Origin of the sequence: Microbacterium testaceum StLB037, assembly GCF_000202635.1 — a bacterium.
Taxonomy (GTDB): Bacteria; Actinomycetota; Actinomycetes; order Actinomycetales; family Microbacteriaceae; genus Microbacterium; species Microbacterium testaceum_F.
Map to the genome: position 1 here is coordinate 3,426,995 of NC_015125.1, position 15,445 is coordinate 3,442,439.

The following is a 15,445-nucleotide window of genomic DNA, read 5'->3' on the forward strand; positions in this document are numbered from 1 at the left end:
AGGAGTTCGGTACGCCTCCTCACCGAGACCTGCCCGCCCATCCCCCGCCCGATAGGCTGAACCCCTATGGATGACGCGCCGATCGGGATCTTCGACTCGGGAGTCGGCGGTCTCACCGTCGCCCGGGCCGTGTCCCAGCAGCTGCCGCGTGAGTCGATCCTCTACATCGGCGACACCGCCCGTTCGCCCTACGGCCCGAAGCCCATCGCCGACGTGCGGCGCTACGCGCTCGAGGTCCTCGACACGCTGGTCGAGCAGGGCGTGAAGATGCTCGTGATCGCCTGCAACACGGCGTCGGCGGCGATGCTCCGAGACGCGCGCGAGCGCTACGACGTCCCCGTGGTCGAGGTCATCGGTCCCGCCGTCCGCACCGCGATGTCGACCACCCGCAACGGCCGGATCGGTGTCATCGGCACGGTCGGCACCATCGGCTCGCGCGCGTACCAGGACATGCTCGAGGTCAATGAGAATCTCACCGTGTTCGCCGAAGCCTGCCCGCGCTTCGTCGAGTTCGTCGAGGCGGGCGTCACCGACTCGCCCGAGGTGCTCGCCACGGCCGAGCAGTACCTCGCCCCGCTGCGTCACGCCGGCGTCGACACGCTCGTGCTCGGCTGCACGCACTACCCGTTCCTCGAGGGCGCCATCAGCTACGTGATGGGTCCCGACGTCAGCCTCGTCTCGAGCGACAGCGAGACCGCGAAGGACGTCTATCGTCAGCTCGTCTCCCGCGACCTCCTCGCGGGACCGGATGCCACCCCGAGACATCGCTACGAAGCCACGGGCTCGTCGGCCGACGATTTCCTGCGCCTGGCGCACCGCCTCATGGGCCGTGAGGTGCGCGAGGTGCAGCTCGTGCAGACCGGCGCCATCGACCTGCCGCGCTGAGGCGCGGCATCCACTTCCCGTTCCTCTGGAGGACCCATGACCCGCAAAGACGGTCGCACCACCGATCAGCTCCGTCCCGTGACCATCGAGCGCGGCTGGTCGGCGCACGCCGAGGGCTCGGCGCTCATCACGTTCGGCGGCACGAAGGTGCTGTGCACGGCGTCGTTCACGAACGGCGTGCCGCGCTGGCTGACCGGCAAGGGCAAGGGGTGGGTCACCGCCGAGTACGCGATGCTGCCGCGTGCGACGAACAGCCGCAACGACCGCGAGTCCATCAAGGGCAAGGTCGGCGGCCGTACGCACGAGATCTCGCGCCTGATCGGCCGCGCCCTCCGCGCCGTCGTCGACACCAAGGCGCTGGGTGAGAACACGATCGTGATCGACTGCGACGTGCTGCAGGCCGACGGCGGCACGCGCACCGCGGCGATCACGGGTGCCTATGTCGCTTTGGCGGATGCCATCGCCTGGGGCCGCGAGAAGAAGTTCATCGCGCAGCGTTCCGAGGTGCTCATCGACTCCGTCTCGGCCGTGTCCGTCGGCATCATCGACGGTGAGCCGATGCTCGACCTCGCCTACGTCGAAGACGTGCGTGCCGAGACCGACATGAACGTCGTCGTCACCGGCCGTGGGCTGTTCGTCGAGGTGCAGGGCACCGCCGAGGGCGCGCCGTTCGACAAGGCCGAGCTGGACCGGCTGCTCGACCTCGCGGTGAACGGGTGCGCCGAGCTGCGCGGCATCCAGACCGCGGCTCTCGAGGGCTGAGATGGCTCGCGTCGTCCTGGCCACGCACAACGCGCACAAGGTCGAGGAGTTCCAGGCGATCGTCGCCGCGGTCCGCCCCGACCTCGAGGTCGTCGGCTACGACGGGCCCGAGCCGGTCGAAGACGGCGTGACGTTCGCCGCGAACGCGCTGATCAAGGCGCGCGCGGCCGCCGCGCACACGGGGCTTCCCGCGCTGGCCGACGACTCGGGTATCGCGGTCGACGTGCTGGGCGGCTCGCCGGGGGTGTTCTCGGCGTACTGGGCGGGGCACAAGAAGGACTCCACCGCCAACCTCGAGCTCCTGCTCGACCAGCTTTCCGACGTCGCCGACCCGCACCGCACCGCGCAGTTCGTCTCGGTGATCGCGCTCGTCACGCCGGACGGGCGCGAGGACACGGTCGAGGGGCGTTGGCCCGGCCGTCTCGCGACGGCGCCGGGTGGCACCGGCGGGTTCGGCTACGACCCGATCTTCGTCCCGGAGGGTCAGACGCCGGGTGAGGAGCGCACGGTGGGGCAGTGGTCGGCGGAGGAGAAGAACGCGGAATCGCACCGTGCGCGGGCGTTCCGTCATCTCGTTCCCCTTCTGCGGCAACTTTGAGCGTGTAGGAAGGAAGCGTGAAGCCCCTTCCCGCGGTGTCGATCATCGTGCCCGCCTTCAACGAGGAGGCCGTGATCGCGCAGTGTCTGGACGCGATCGTGCGACAGACGGTACCCGCCGCCGAGGTGCTCGTCGTCGACAACCGATCGACGGACGCGACGCGGGCCGTGGTCGAGCGCTTCATCGCGGAGCACCCGGGTGCCGGCATCCGGCTCCTCCGTCAGGACGTGCGGCAGGGCCTCGTTCCCACGCGGAACCTCGGGATGGATGCCGCCGTCGGCGACGTCCTCGGACGCATCGACGCCGACACGGCGATCAAGCCCGACTGGGTCGCGCAGGTCTCACGCGTGTTCGCGTCGGGGGAGGTCGACGCGGCTTCAGGCCCGGTGGAGTACTACGACCTGCCGCTGCGCGCGATCGGCCAGCAGATCGACGACGCGTTCCGCCGGCTCCAGGTGCGTCTGGCGGGGGACTTCGTGTTCCTCTTCGGCAGCAACATGGCGGTGCGGGCCGACGCCTGGCGCGATGTGCGCGAGCACCTCTGCGAGGACGAGGCCGACATCATGCACGAGGACCTCGACATCGCCGTGCACCTCGCTCTCGCGGGGCGCCGCATCGGCTACTTCTCGAACATGGTCGCCGGGATCGGCGCGCGGCGCCTCGACGACCGTCCGCGCGACTTCCGTCGGTACATCGACCGTTTCGAGAACACGTACTCGGCGCACGGCATCCGTGACATGCGTCTCCGCGCGCCGATGGCGATCTTCCTCGGCGTGTACCCGGCGCTGCACGCGCACCGGCGGATCCAGGCGCAGCTCGCGGGCCTGCGGCGCTGAGGCCGGCGAGAGCGACACCCGTTCTCATTCCCGACTACCGCGAAAACACGCGGGAGATCGGGTGCGCCACCTAGCCTGGAGCTATGCACGATCACGCCCCTGCCGGTGGCATCCGGGATGCCAGCAACCGGCGTCTGCTCGCCACCGCCCTGACGCTCACGGCGTCGGTGATGGTCGTGCAGATCATCGGCGCGATCCTGTCGGGCTCTCTCGCGCTCCTCGCGGACGCGGCGCACATGTTCACCGATGCGGCCGCCCTGGTGGTCGCGCTGATCGCGACGGCGATCGCCTCGCGCCCGGCCGACGACCGCCGGACCTTCGGGTATCAGCGCGCCGAGGTGCTCGGGGCGCTCGCGAACGGCGTCATCCTGATCGTTCTGTGCGCGTGGGTCGGGATCGAGGCCGTTCAGCGTCTTCTGGCCCCCGCCGAGGCGGAGGTGCAGGGCGGGCTCATGCTCGTCGTCGCCGCGGTCGGCATGGTCGCCAACGCGATCTCGATGTGGTTGCTCGGCCGGGCGCAGAAGCGGAGCATCAACGTCCGCGGCGCGTACCTCGAGGTCCTCGGCGACCTCGTGGGGTCGATCGCGGTCATCATCGCGGCGATCGTGATCGTCACGACCGGATTCACGCAAGCGGATGCCATCGCCTCGCTGCTCATCGCGGTCCTCATCGTCCCGCGGGCCATCGGCCTGCTGCGCGAGGTCGTCGTCGTGCTGACCGAGTCGGCACCCGTCGACGTGCACGTGGCGGAGATCCGGCAGCACCTGCGCGACACCGACGGCGTCGTCGATGTGCACGACGTGCACGTCTGGCAGCTCACGCGCGGCGCTCCCGTGTTCAGCGCGCACGTGATCGTGGAGGACGAGGCGCTGATCGATGGGCGCGCAGCCCGCATCCTCGAATCCCTGCAGGGGTGCCTCGCCGACCACTTCGACGTGGAGCACTCGACCTTCCAGCTCGAGCCCGCGGGTCACGTCGAGCACGACTCGCGCCACGCGTAGGTCGCGCCGCGCCTCGGTGGCTTCGACGGGCTCAGCCACCCCGTCGGCCCGGGTCCCTGAGCTTGTCGAGGGGTGCGGTGGCTTCGGCGGGCTCAGCGACCCCGTCCGCCCGGGTCCCTGAGCTCGTCGAAGGGACCGGGACCCCTCAGCCCTCCCGCACGACCTCGCTCGGATCCTTGTCCGGCCGCAGCCCCCGCCACCGCGCCTGACGCAGGATGCCGTCCGGCGTGAACTCCGCGAACTCCACCTCGGCGACGAGCTCGGGGCGCACCCAGATCGCGTCGCGGGCGTCGGCCGCCGGAACGCCGACGAACGGATCCGCGTCGCTGCCGAGCGGCGCGAGGAGCTCGCTCAAGCGCGCCAGCGTCTGCTCCGAGAAGCCCGAGCCGACGCGGCCGGCGTAGCGCAGTCCGTCCGGGTCGGGCACGCCCACGAGCAGCGACCCGATCGTGCCCGCACGGTTGCCCTTCCCCGGGCGCACACCGCCGACGACGACCTCCTGCGTGCGCGAATGCTTGACCTTCAGCCACTGTTCCGACCGCTCGCCGCGGCGGTAGGGAGAACGCGGGTCCTTCACGACGACCCCCTCGAGCCCGAATCGACCGCTCGTGGCGACGGCGGCATCCACGTCGTCGAACACGGGTGGAATGACGACGGGGGCCGTGGCCTTCTGAGCGAGGGACTCCAGGATGCCGCGGCGCTCGGCGAGGGGGAGGGGCGAGACGTCGCGGTCTCCCACGCTGAGGACATCGAACAGGTACAGGTGCACGGGGGTGCGGCGGGCTTCCCGCTCGATCTCGCGGGGCTGGGCCAGGTTCATCCTCTTCTGCAGCAGCGGGAAGCTCGGCCGTCCCTGCGGATCGAGGGCGACGATCTCGCCGTCGATGATCGCGGGCTCGGGGCCGAGACCGAGGTCGACCGTCGTGAGCTCGGGATACGCCGCGGTGAGGTCGTTGCCGTTGCGCGAACGCAGGCGTAGGCGCCGGCCGTCCCACAGTCCGATCCCACGGATGCCGTCCCACTTCATCTCCACCCACGCCTGTCCCCACCGCCCGGCGGCTGCGCGCGCCAGCCCCGGCGTGGCGGACGTCGCGAGCATGGGGCGTACGTCGGCGGGGGAAGGGGCGCCGCGGCGGGAACCGTCCGGCGCGTCCACATCGCCGTCGGCGTGCCCAGCGGCGGCACCGCGAGGTTCCGGATCGCGCCCGACTCGACCGTGATCGAGCGCCACGACGGGCGCGCCGTCTGCCTGCGGGCGGCCCTCAGCATCCGTCTTCATCCGGTGCAGCAGCCACTGGGACTTCTCGCCGCGGCCCTCCGTGCGGATCAGCGCGACGCGCACGCGCCCGAGCGGGCCGTCGTCGCGCCCCTGGAGCGTCGCGATCACCTCGTCGTCGCGCCATTTCTCGAGCTCGTACGTGCCCGTGTCCCAGACAGTCATGATGCCCGCGCCGTATTCTCCGCGCGGAATCTCGCCGGTGAAGTCGAGGTATTGCATCGGGTGGTCCTCGGTCATGACCGCGAGGCTGTTCTTGGCTGTCGTCGAGGGGATGCCTTTGGGCACCGCCCAGCTGACGAGCACGCCCCCGTGTTCGAGGCGCAGATCCCAGTGCAGGCGGGACGCGTGGTGCTCCTGGATCACGAAGCGGGGGAGGCCCTCGGGCGCGGGCTCGCCGTGCGGTGCTTCGGGCACGGGTTCGGGCGTGCGGCCGGCGGTGCGCTTCGAGATGTACGCGCGCAGGGGCCCGGTCTCGCGTTCGACCGCGGCGAGGGGGTCGCCCGTGCGCTCGAGCACGTCGGTGAAGAGCAGGTGACGGAGGGCGGGGTCGTCGAGCTCCTCCCATGTGCGGGGAGCCGCGACCGTCGGCTGCGCCCGCCCGCGCAGCGAGTACGGCGCGATCGTGGTCTTCGAGCCGTTGTTCTGGCTCCAGTCGATGAAGACCTTGCCCGGACGCGCGGCTTTGGACATCTGGCTGACGACGAGGTCGGGGTGGTCGGCCTCGATCGCGCGCGCCAACTCCTTCGCGATCGCGCTGGCGGCTTCGCTCGACTGCTTCCCGTCGAGATGCGCGTAGAGGTGGATGCCCTTGCTGCCGCTGGTGACGGGGAGGGGGTCGAGGCCGATGTCACGGAGGATCGCCCGCGCCCACCGGGCGACCTCGGCGCACTCGACGAGTCCCACGCCGGGACCGGGGTCGAGATCGAGCACGAGACGGTCGGGGTTCTGTCGCTCGCCGTCGGGCGAGAACCGCCACTGCGGGACGTGCAGTTCGAGGCTCGCGACCTGCGCGAGGGAGACGAGCGTGGGAAGGTCGTCGACGAGCGGGTAGTCCTTCGCCCCCGACGAGTGATCGATCGGGAAGCGGCGCACCCACGCGGGAGCGCCCGGCTCCAGAGCCTTGGCGAAGAACGGTTCACCCGGGGCATCCGCGGTCCCGACGCCGTCGGGCCACCGTTTGCGCGTGACGGGGCGGTCGGCGACGTGGGGGAGAAGACGCGCCGCGACGCGGGAGTAGTAGTCGATCACCTCGCCCTTGGTGGTCCCGGTCTCGGGGTACAGGACTTTGTCGAGATTGGACAGCCGCAGTCGACGACCGCCGATCTGCACCGTCTGCTCCACCATCGCCCCAGCGTAGAGCGGGGGAGGTCCGGGATGCCGAGGGGGTTGCGGAGTGCCGGGGTCCCGGTGGCTTCGACAGGCTCAGCCACCTCGCGTCTGGGGTCCCTGAGCCTGTCGAAGGGACCGGGAGGCGGGCTCAGCCACCTCGCGCGTGAGGTCCCTGAGCTTGTCGAAGGGACCGGGAGCATTCCGCGGCGCAAGGGTCTCGGCATCCGGCCCCCTTTCGGTGTTCACTGATCTCATGCGATCGATCTGGAAGGGCGCCCTGACGTTCGGCCTCGTCAACGTGCCCGTGAAGGTGTACTCGGCCACCGAAGACCACGACGTGTCCCTGCACCAGGTGCACAATGCCGACGGCGGGCGCATCCGGTACCAGCGCATCTGCGAGATCGACGGCGAGGTCGTGCCCTACAGCGACATCGACAAGGCCTACGACGACGGCGAGCAGACGGTCGTGCTGACCAAGGACGACCTCGCGTCGCTCCCCAGCGAACGCAGCCGCGAGATCGAGGTCGTCGAGTTCGTGCCGAGCGACCAGGTCGACCTGCTGACTCTCGACAAGGCGTACTACCTCGAGCCGGACTCCTCGTCGCCCAAGGCCTACGTGCTGCTGCGCAAGACGCTCGAACAGACCGACCGCACGGCGATCGTGCGCTTCTCGCTGCGCCAGAAGACGCGGCTCGCGGCTCTGCGCGTCCGGGATGAGGTGCTCGTGCTGCAGACGCTGCTGTGGGCCGATGAGGTGCGCGAGGCCGCGTTCCCGGCGCTGGACGAGAGCGTGCGCATCTCGGCGAAGGAGCTCGAGATGTCGGCATCCCTCGTCGAGAGCTTCTCGAAGGACTTCGACCCCGAGGAGTTCACCGACGAGTACCAGGCGGAGCTGCGCACCCTCATCGACGCGAAGCTCGAGCAGGGGGACGCGATCGACACCGATGCCACCTTCGGCACGCAGGAGGAAGAGGACGGCGGAGAGGTCATCGACCTGATGGAGGCGTTGCGCGCGAGCGTCGAGCGCAGCCGCGCCGCGCGCGCCGAGAAGGACGAGCCCGCGAAGAAGAAGGCCTCCGCGAAGAAGAAGAGCTCGAAAGCGTCTTAGCGCGCGGGCTTAGCGCGCGGGCTTGTCGCCGTCTTCGAGCGTCTGGGGGTCGAGCGTCAGTGCCTCGGCCTCGGCGTGCGTGACGGCACCCTCGCGCTTGGCGGCGGAGCGTTCACGGAGGTAGTGGATGCCGATGAAGATCGCGGTGCCGGCGACGGCGGCGAGCAGGATGACGTCGATGTACTCGGTCACGATGTCGCGGATGAAGGGGATGTATCCCACCGCGTAGCCGAGCATCGTCAGCCCGATGCCCCACAGGACGGCGCCGATGAAGTTGTACAGCGTGTACTTGCGCCACGGCATGTGGCCGACACCGGCCGCGATGGGGGCGAAGGTGCGCACGACCGGGACGAAGCGCGCCAGGATCACGGTCAGCCCGCCGAACCGCACGAAGAAGGCGTTGGTGCGTTCGACGTTCTTCCTGCTGAACAGGCCCGAGTCCTTGCGCTCGAAGATCGACGGCCCGGCCTTGTGCCCGATGTAGTACCCGACCTCACCGCCGATGAACGCGGCGACGCCGATCGCGAGGGCGACCCACCACGCGTTGATCCCGAAGACGCCGTTGGGGGCCGCGGGAGTGGAGTGCGACAGTAGGCCCGCCATGATCAGCAGGGTGTCGCCGGGGAGGAGGAACCCGATGAGCAGGCCCGTCTCGGCGAAGATGATGAAGCAGACCACCAGCAGAGCCCACGGCTGCGAGTTGGTGATGATCGTCGCGGGGTCGAGCCACGGGAGCAGGGCGGTGGGGTGGATCACATCGGTCCCGTCGGGTCGGAGAGGTCGTGCTCGGGTACGGCAGTCGTCGTGCGGAAGGGGGGACTTGAACCCCCACGCCCGAAGGCACAGGAACCTAAATCCTGCGTGTCTGCCAATTTCACCACTCCCGCGAGTGGGATCAGTCTATGCGCGCGCGAGGCTCCCACGATGTGAAGCAGCCGTCAACCCCCGAACAGCTCGCCCCCGACGATCGTCGCGGCGTTGCGGGTCTCATGGATGCCGTCGGCCGGGCCCGTGAAGGGATCACGGTCGGCGATGGCCAGGTCGGCCGACGCCCCGGGGGTCAGGGTGCCCGATCCGAGACCGAGCAGGTCGGCGGACCCGCGGGTGTACGCGTCGAGCGCGACGCCGAGGGGGAGTGCCTGCGCGGCGCCGAGCGGCTCGGCATCCGGTTCTCCCGGCGGGCGACGCGTGACGGCCACGTGGATGCCGAGCCAGGGGTCATACGTGGAGACGGGCCAGTCCGATCCCATCGCGAGGGTCGCGCCGGCCGCGCGCAGGTCGGCGAAGGGGTAGAGCGAATCCGCGCGTTCTTTCCCCAGCAGCGGGAGCGTGACGTCCCGCACGAGGTCGTTCCGGCACGCCCAGTAGGGCTGGCAGTTGGCCGTCACCCCGAGCTCCGCGAAGCGCGGGACGTCGGACGGCGTGACGAGTTCGAGGTGCGCGATGTGGTTGCGCACCCCGGCGCGGACGTCGGCGGGGACCGCCGCGAACCCGTCGAGCGCGTCGCGCACCGCCGCGTCGGCGAGGGCGTGGACGTGCACGGAGATGCCCGCCGCGTTCAGGGCGGGCACCAGCTTCTGCACGACGGCGGGCTCGAAGTAGGCGAGGCCGTGCGATCCGTCGGGGTAGGGGGTGCAGACGTGCGCCGTGCGGGTCTCGATGATCCCATCGAGCATGAGCTTCGCGGTCCGGGTCGGGAACCCCGCCGTCGTGTTCGCACGGGCGCGCTCGACGCAGTCCGCGACGAAGGCGTCGATCGTGTCCGCCGTCAGATCGCGGGGCACCCAGATCGCGCCCGTCGCTCGCCCGACGAGGTTCCCCGTGGTCGAGAGCTCGCGGTACGCGTCCGAGAAGTCCGGGTAGCCCGCGTAGAGGCCGAGCGCCGCTTCCTGCCACCCGGTGATCCCGGCGGCCACCACGTCACGGGCGATCGTCCGCAGCGCACGGGCCACGTCGGCCGTGGCGGACGGCGGGACGAGAGGCGACACGAGCTGCATCGCCCCCTCCCGGAGCGCTCCGCTCGGGGTGCCGTCGGTGGAGCGTTCGATCCGCCCGTCGAACGGATCGGGGGTGTCCGCGTCGATCCCCGCCGCCCGCAGCGCCGCGCTGTTCACCCACGCGCCGTGGTGATCTGCATCCAGGAACAGGGCGGGACGATCCGGGACGAGTTCGTCGAGGTGCGCGGCGGTCGGACCCCCGTGGGGGAAGAGCGTGGGGTCCCAGCCCCCGCCGACGATCCAGGATGCCGTCGAACCGGCGGCGAACGCCCGCACGCGCCGATCGATCTCGGCGAGGGAGTCCGCTCCGGCGAGATCGCACCGCAGGGCGTCGACCGCGCCCCCGCCGAGATGGATGTGCGCGTCGACGAACCCGGGAGTGACGAGCCCGCCGCGCGCGTCGACCTCGTCGTCGACGGTGCCGAGGATGGTCCGCACCTCACGGCGCGTCCCCGTCGCGACGATCCGACCGTCGCGGATCCCCACGGCATCGCCGTCGATCATCGCGCCCGCCGAGAAGAGGATGCCGTTCGCGACGAGGAGACTGCTCATCCGCCCAGTGTGGCGGCCGACGGGACGACACGCCGAGGGAATGCGTGCGGGAGCGGGCTCCTTGTCCTCTTCATGCGCGCGATCACGTACTCCCAGACCGGTGGCTCCTCCGTCCTCACGCTCGGCGAGCGTCCCGTGCCCGAGCCCGGCCCCGGCGACGTGCGGGTGCGCATCGCCGTGTCGGGCGTGAACCCGACCGACTGGAAGGCCCGCGAGGGCGGCCGTCCCTTCTCCTTCCCGGAGGTGACGCCGAACCAGGACGGAGCGGGGATCGTGGATGCCGTGGGCCCGGGCGTGACGTCGGTTTCGGCCGGTCAGCGCGTCTGGGTGTATCTCGCACAGCACGAGCGTCCGACGGGGACGGCGGCCGAGTACGCGGTGATCCCCGCGGGGCGGGCGGTTCCGCTCGCGGACGACGCCTCCTTCGCCCTCGGGGCCAGCCTCGGCGTGCCGGCGATGACGGCGCACCGCGCGCTCACGGTGCACGAGGACGGTCCGTCGCGGCTCGCCCCCGGCGCTCTCGCCGGACGGACGGTTCTCGTGCAGGGCGGTGCCGGGGCCGTGGGCCACGCGGCGATCCAGCTCGCGGTGTGGGCGGGGGCGACGGTGATCGCGACCGTCAGCAGCGACGAGAAGGAGGCGCTGGCGCGCGCGGCGGGCGCCCACCACGTGCTGCAGTACCCGAGCGAGACGCTGGCCGACGGCATCCGGGATCTGGCTCCGAACGGTGTCGAGCACATCGTCGAGGTGGCGATCGCCGACAACGCGGCCCTCGACGTCGAGGTCATCGCCAATCACGGGAGCATCGGCTACTACGCCGACAACGGGGGTGACAGCTTCACCGCGGCCGTCCGGGCGAGCTTCGCCAAGAACGTCCGGTGGCAGGGCCTCCTGCTCTACACCGTCGGCGAGACGGCTCTCACGGCCGCGGCGGAAGACGTGTCGGCGGCGGTGGCCGACGGAGCGCTTCCCGTCGGAGACGAGGCCGGCCTTCCGCTGACCTGGTTCCCGCTCGCTGAGACGGCGGCGGCCCACGACGCCGTGGCCGACGGCACGACCGGCAAGGTCCTGATCCGGGTCAGCGACGAGGACTGACCGCGGAGCCGCGCCCGCGGAGGGCGATCACCGCGGCGGCGCCCGCGAGCGCGAGGGCGGCGATCCCCAGCGCGATCGGGCTGCCCCACCGGTGCGCGAGCCCGCCGATCACGGCACCCGTCACGAGCGAGGACCACAGCAGGAGCGGGCGACGCCAGGCCGTCCGGGAGCCGCCGGTGAGCAGGGCCGCGAGTCCGAGACCCAGGCTCACGAGCGTTCCGGTCGCGTAGGTGATCGCGACGCGCGCGCGACCCTCCGCGAGGAACAGCGTGTTCAACGCCCCCATCGCCGCGGCGAGGACGCCCACGCGCCACGTCGTGGACCCGCCCCCGAGCGCCAGGGCGGCGGTGGCCGCGACGCCCGCCGCCGATCCCGCGACGACCCACGCGCGCGCACGCGCGGCGCGCATGCTCACCGTCGCGCCGGCGGTGACGCCGATCACGAACGCGGCGATGATCCCGGCCGAGACGAGCGCCACCTGCGGGCTTCCGTCGAGCAGGCCCACCGCGCCCTGCGTCGAGTTGCCGCTCATGAACGAGACGAAGAGTCCGCCGGTGTCGAGGAACCCGATCGCGTCCACGAAACCCGCGACCGCGGCCAGCGCGGCGGAGAGGGCGAGCGCTTCGCGGTCCACGTCTTTCACGGCGCCCTCCCGATCCGACTCGCCTGATTCGCATCTTCCTGCGCGCGAGGCGGCGGGGCAAATCGTCCGTCGCGAAACGGCGTCGGGGCCGTGCGCCCGAAGCGCACGACCCCGACGGTCGATCCGGTGGTGCTTACTCCTGCGGGCGGCGGCGGGCGATGACCGTGCCGGCGGCGATGAGTGCGCCGAGCACGAGCATGCCGGCACCGATCGCGGGGAGCGCCGAGCCCTCGGCGTTCGATCCGGTCTTCGCGAGGTTGTCGCGCGGTCCCGGGCCGGTCGTGGTGCTCGGCGAGGGGCTGGGCTGGGTCGTCGGCTCGGCCGTGGGCTCCGTCGTGGGCTCAGCCGTCGGCTCGAGGGTCGGCTCCCCCGTGGGCTCGACGGTCGGTTCGGGCGACGGCTCGACCGCCGCGGTCCACGCCAGAGCGGCGGCCGCGTGGCCGATCGCCGGGGCGAAGATGTCGACCGAGTCCCGGTTGATGTTCGCGAGCGTGTCATTGACCGTGTGGTAGTTGCGGTCCATGAAGACGCCGGGCGTTCCACCGAACATCTCGACCTGCTCCTCGGTCTTGATGTCGTCGCCACCGGAGAACAGCCCGCCCGAGGGCACGCCGTTGTCGATGAACGCCTGGTAGTCGGAGCGACCCGAGTACTCGGTGTCGATCCACGGCTGCTCGATCGTGTCGAAGTAGTCGGTGTAGATCTTCTCGATCGCCTCCGAGCCCTCGGGGATGTTGACGCCCTCGGCGGGGAACGTCGACCGGTCGGCGTCGTACACGCCCACGGTGAAGTTCTCGGAGCCGATCATGTCGTAATTGAGGTACGACGAGATGCGATCCCACTCCGCCGCGTCGTTCGCGACGAGGTCGTTGACGTACGCGGTCGACCCGAGCAGACCGATCTCCTCCGCGCCCCAGAGGGCGAGGCGGATCCGCTTGTCATTGGGGACCTCGGATGCCGCGATCTTCTCGGCGAGGGCGAGCACGGCCGCGGAACCTGACGCGTTGTCGTTCACGCCCGGTCCTTCGGCGACACCGTCGAGGTGCGCGCCGATGACGACGGTGTCCTCGGGGTCGCCCGCGGTGCTGTCGGCGATGATGTTGAACGAGGTCCCCACGAGGAACTGCTTCTCGATGGTCGCGGTGCCCTCGACGGGAGCGTCGTCCGGTGCCGCCGTGATGAGCGCCTCGATCGCGTCGCCGCTGGCCTGCGGGAGTGTGGCGGCGGGGGAGTCCTCTTCGTTGCGCGGACCCGAGGTGACGTTGGTCAGCTGGTCCTCGGGAGCGGTGTTCTCCTCCGGGGGTCGCTCGTTGTTGTAGACGAAGACCGCGGCGGCCCCGGCATCCGAGGCGAAGCCGATCTTCTCCTCGAAGGAGCAGATGCCGCGCTGCACGAGGACGATCGATCCGGCCGGCACCTCGGCGTAGTCGCTCGCGGCGCACCCGAGGAAGCCGCCGTCCTCCGAGACGGGCAGGGCGAGGGGAGCGGTGACGTCGCCGTCGGTGCCCTCGCTGTTGTCGAAGTGCGACCCGGTGTAGACCGTGCCGTCGACGACGAGCGATGCCACGCCGAACTCGGAGTAGGGCACGTCGAACGCGTGGCGGGTCACGGTGAAGGCGCCGGTGTCGGCCAGGACCTTCTCGGCGTACTGCGCCGCCGCCTCGTAACCCGGGCCGTTCCACGACCGGTACCCCTCATCGGCGAAGGACTCGCTGATCGCCGAGAGCTCGGTCAGGTGCGTCATGACGTCGGCACCGGTGAGCCCGAGGTCGTTGGGGACCTCCGCGTCCGGTGCGGCGAACGCCGCGGGTGCGATCATCAGCGCACCGCCGACGAGAGCACTCGTCGCCGCGATCGCGGACGCGCGGCGCACGCGCCGAGGTGGGGGGAGCAGGGTGTTTCTGGGCACAGGAATGCACCTCTCCGCGGGCACCGATGCCCGCATCATCCAGGGGGAATGACGCGTCGTCCGGAGAAGACGATCGCGTTTTGATTCTGTCGGGAGATTGTCGGAAACGACAAGAGTCGCCGGAATTTTTACGGGGTCGAAACAATTCCGGCGACGAAAATCACCGTGCCCGCGGCACGTACCTGGGCACCCAGCGGACGAAGCCGAAAGCGCCCAGCGCGGCGATCACACCCATCGCGCCCACGGCCCCCGAGAGCGACACGGTGGCCGTCAGAGCCGAGATCAGAACCGGGGCGACGGCGCCCCCGGCATCCGTCAACGTGCGCCACGACCCGAGGAAGGCGGCGGGCTCGTCCGGGGGCGCGAGGTCGGCGCCGAGAGTGAGCAGGATGCCACTGGACAAGCCGTTGCCGACCCCGAGGACCGCGGCGAACATCGCGAACCACATCGCCGCACTCGTCAGATCGTGCGTGAAAGCCAGCGCGAGGAACCCCGCTCCCATGAGGACCATTGCGGGGAGGGCCGCCCACAGGCGCCCGAAGCGATCCATGACCTGCCCGCTCGCGTAGAAGAGCGCGAAGTCGATCGCGCCCGACACGCCGACGACGACCGCGATCGTCGAGGCATCCAGTCCGAGGGAGACGCCCCACAGCGGAAGCACCACCTGCCGAGCCGAGCGCACGGCGGACAGGGAGGCCGCCGCCAGACCGAGTCGTGCCAACACGGCGCGGAAGCGCCACATCGTGCGGAAGACGCCCGCCCGCTCGGCGGTGGGAATGGCCCCGCTCACGGGCTCCCCGGTGTCTTCGGCCTCCCGGGAGGCGCCCTCGGCGGGCTCACCGGCAGCGACCCCGGTCACGGGAACGGCCTTCTCGGGGTCGGGGCCCAGGAACACGAGAAGGATCGTGGCGACCTGGCACACGGCGAAGAAGAGGATGGATGCCGTCTCGTCGCCGAAGATCCCCAGCAACGCCGCGGAGATGAACGGTCCGACGAACATTCCGAGGCGGAACGTGCCGCCGAGCAGCGACAGCGCGCGCGCTCGGAAGTGCAGGGGGACACGCGTCGTCATGAACGAATGCCGGGCCAGCGCGAACGACGCGGCGCAGAATCCGATGAGGAAGACGGCGGCCGCGAAGATCGCGAGAGTCCCGGCGAAGACGACGCCGACCAGGCCGCCGAGGATGACGATGCCGGCCACCCCCATCGTGATCCGCTCGCCGAAGCGCGCCACCGCCCATCCCGCGGGGATGTTGCCGCACAGCTGCCCGACGACCAGGGCCGCGGCGACCAGAGCCGCGAGGGCGACATCGGCGCCGAGGCGGTTCGCGATGACCGGGATCAGGGGGATGACGGCACCCTCGCCGATGGCGAAGAGCAAGGTGGGCCCGTAGATCATGGGTGCGAAGCGCACCAGCACGCTCCGGGGAGAGTCGGCGGTCATCGTCTCC

13 protein-coding genes and 1 tRNA gene are annotated in these 15,445 nt (G+C 70.8%); 7 read left to right on the plus strand and 7 right to left on the minus strand.

What is annotated here, in order from left to right; translation table 11 throughout:
- The first annotated feature begins 66 nt into the window (after positions 1-66).
- From murI to MTES_RS15610, 5 genes are all read left to right on the plus strand, one after another.
- Entirely contained in the window at positions 67-885 is an 819-nt protein-coding gene (gene murI, locus MTES_RS15590; RefSeq protein WP_013586243.1) for a glutamate racemase, read from the plus strand.
- 36 nt (positions 886-921) lie between these two features.
- Complete coding sequence (gene rph / locus MTES_RS15595; protein ID WP_013586244.1) at positions 922-1,647, plus strand: ribonuclease PH; 726 nt, start codon at positions 922-924, stop codon at positions 1,645-1,647.
- A 1-nt stretch (position 1,648) separates the two neighbouring features.
- Positions 1,649-2,245: an RdgB/HAM1 family non-canonical purine NTP pyrophosphatase gene (gene rdgB / locus MTES_RS15600; protein WP_013586245.1), complete on the plus strand. Its 597-nt coding sequence runs from the start codon at positions 1,649-1,651 to the stop codon at positions 2,243-2,245.
- Positions 2,246-2,262: 17 nt separating this feature from the next.
- Positions 2,263-3,081 (plus strand): glycosyltransferase, encoded by an 819-nt coding sequence (locus MTES_RS15605; protein WP_013586246.1) that lies wholly within the window; start codon positions 2,263-2,265, stop codon positions 3,079-3,081.
- Positions 3,082-3,164: 83 nt separating this feature from the next.
- The gene (locus MTES_RS15610) at positions 3,165-4,082 is read left to right on the plus strand and encodes a cation diffusion facilitator family transporter (RefSeq protein ID WP_013586247.1); all 918 of its coding nucleotides are present in this window, start codon (positions 3,165-3,167) and stop codon (positions 4,080-4,082) included.
- A gap of 145 nt (positions 4,083-4,227) precedes the next feature.
- Here MTES_RS15610 and MTES_RS15615 read toward each other — a convergent pair whose 3' ends face one another.
- Complete coding sequence (locus tag MTES_RS15615; protein ID WP_013586248.1) at positions 4,228-6,705, minus strand: ATP-dependent DNA ligase; 2,478 nt, start codon at positions 6,703-6,705, stop codon at positions 4,228-4,230.
- 238 nt (positions 6,706-6,943) lie between these two features.
- Here MTES_RS15615 and MTES_RS15620 point away from each other — a divergent pair, with 238 nt between their 5' ends.
- A complete protein-coding gene (locus MTES_RS15620; RefSeq protein ID WP_013586250.1) occupies positions 6,944-7,798 on the plus strand; it encodes a Ku protein in 855 nt (284 codons plus the stop codon).
- Positions 7,799-7,807: 9 nt separating this feature from the next.
- On the opposite strand, the gene MTES_RS15625 is transcribed toward MTES_RS15620, so the two are convergent.
- From MTES_RS15625 to MTES_RS15635, 3 genes are all read right to left on the minus strand, one after another.
- A complete protein-coding gene (locus MTES_RS15625) occupies positions 7,808-8,554 on the minus strand; it encodes a DedA family protein (RefSeq protein ID WP_013586251.1) in 747 nt (248 codons plus the stop codon).
- A 49-nt stretch (positions 8,555-8,603) separates the two neighbouring features.
- Positions 8,604-8,685: transfer RNA gene (locus MTES_RS15630), tRNA-Leu, on the minus strand.
- Positions 8,686-8,736: 51 nt separating this feature from the next.
- Positions 8,737-10,347 carry an amidohydrolase gene (locus MTES_RS15635; protein WP_013586252.1) on the minus strand — a complete coding sequence of 537 codons (1,611 nt, stop codon included), beginning with the start codon at positions 10,345-10,347 and terminating at the stop codon, positions 8,737-8,739.
- Between the two features lie 72 nt (positions 10,348-10,419).
- On the opposite strand from MTES_RS15635, the gene MTES_RS15640 reads away from it, so the two are divergent.
- Positions 10,420-11,442 carry an NADPH:quinone reductase gene (locus MTES_RS15640; RefSeq protein ID WP_013586253.1) on the plus strand — a complete coding sequence of 341 codons (1,023 nt, stop codon included), beginning with the start codon at positions 10,420-10,422 and terminating at the stop codon, positions 11,440-11,442.
- Here the strand turns inward: MTES_RS15640 and MTES_RS15645 are convergent.
- The 3 genes from MTES_RS15645 to MTES_RS15655 form a co-directional block, all read right to left on the minus strand.
- Entirely contained in the window at positions 11,426-12,085 is a 660-nt protein-coding gene (locus MTES_RS15645) for a YoaK family protein (RefSeq protein ID WP_013586254.1), read from the minus strand. The genes MTES_RS15640 and MTES_RS15645 overlap by 17 nt on opposite strands.
- A 133-nt stretch (positions 12,086-12,218) precedes the next feature.
- Positions 12,219-13,994 (minus strand): M20/M25/M40 family metallo-hydrolase, encoded by a 1,776-nt coding sequence (locus tag MTES_RS15650; protein WP_158309759.1) that lies wholly within the window; start codon positions 13,992-13,994, stop codon positions 12,219-12,221.
- Between the two features lie 160 nt (positions 13,995-14,154).
- Positions 14,155-15,438 (minus strand): MFS transporter, encoded by a 1,284-nt coding sequence (locus MTES_RS15655; protein WP_043361558.1) that lies wholly within the window; start codon positions 15,436-15,438, stop codon positions 14,155-14,157.
- Positions 15,439-15,445: the final 7 nt, after the last annotated feature.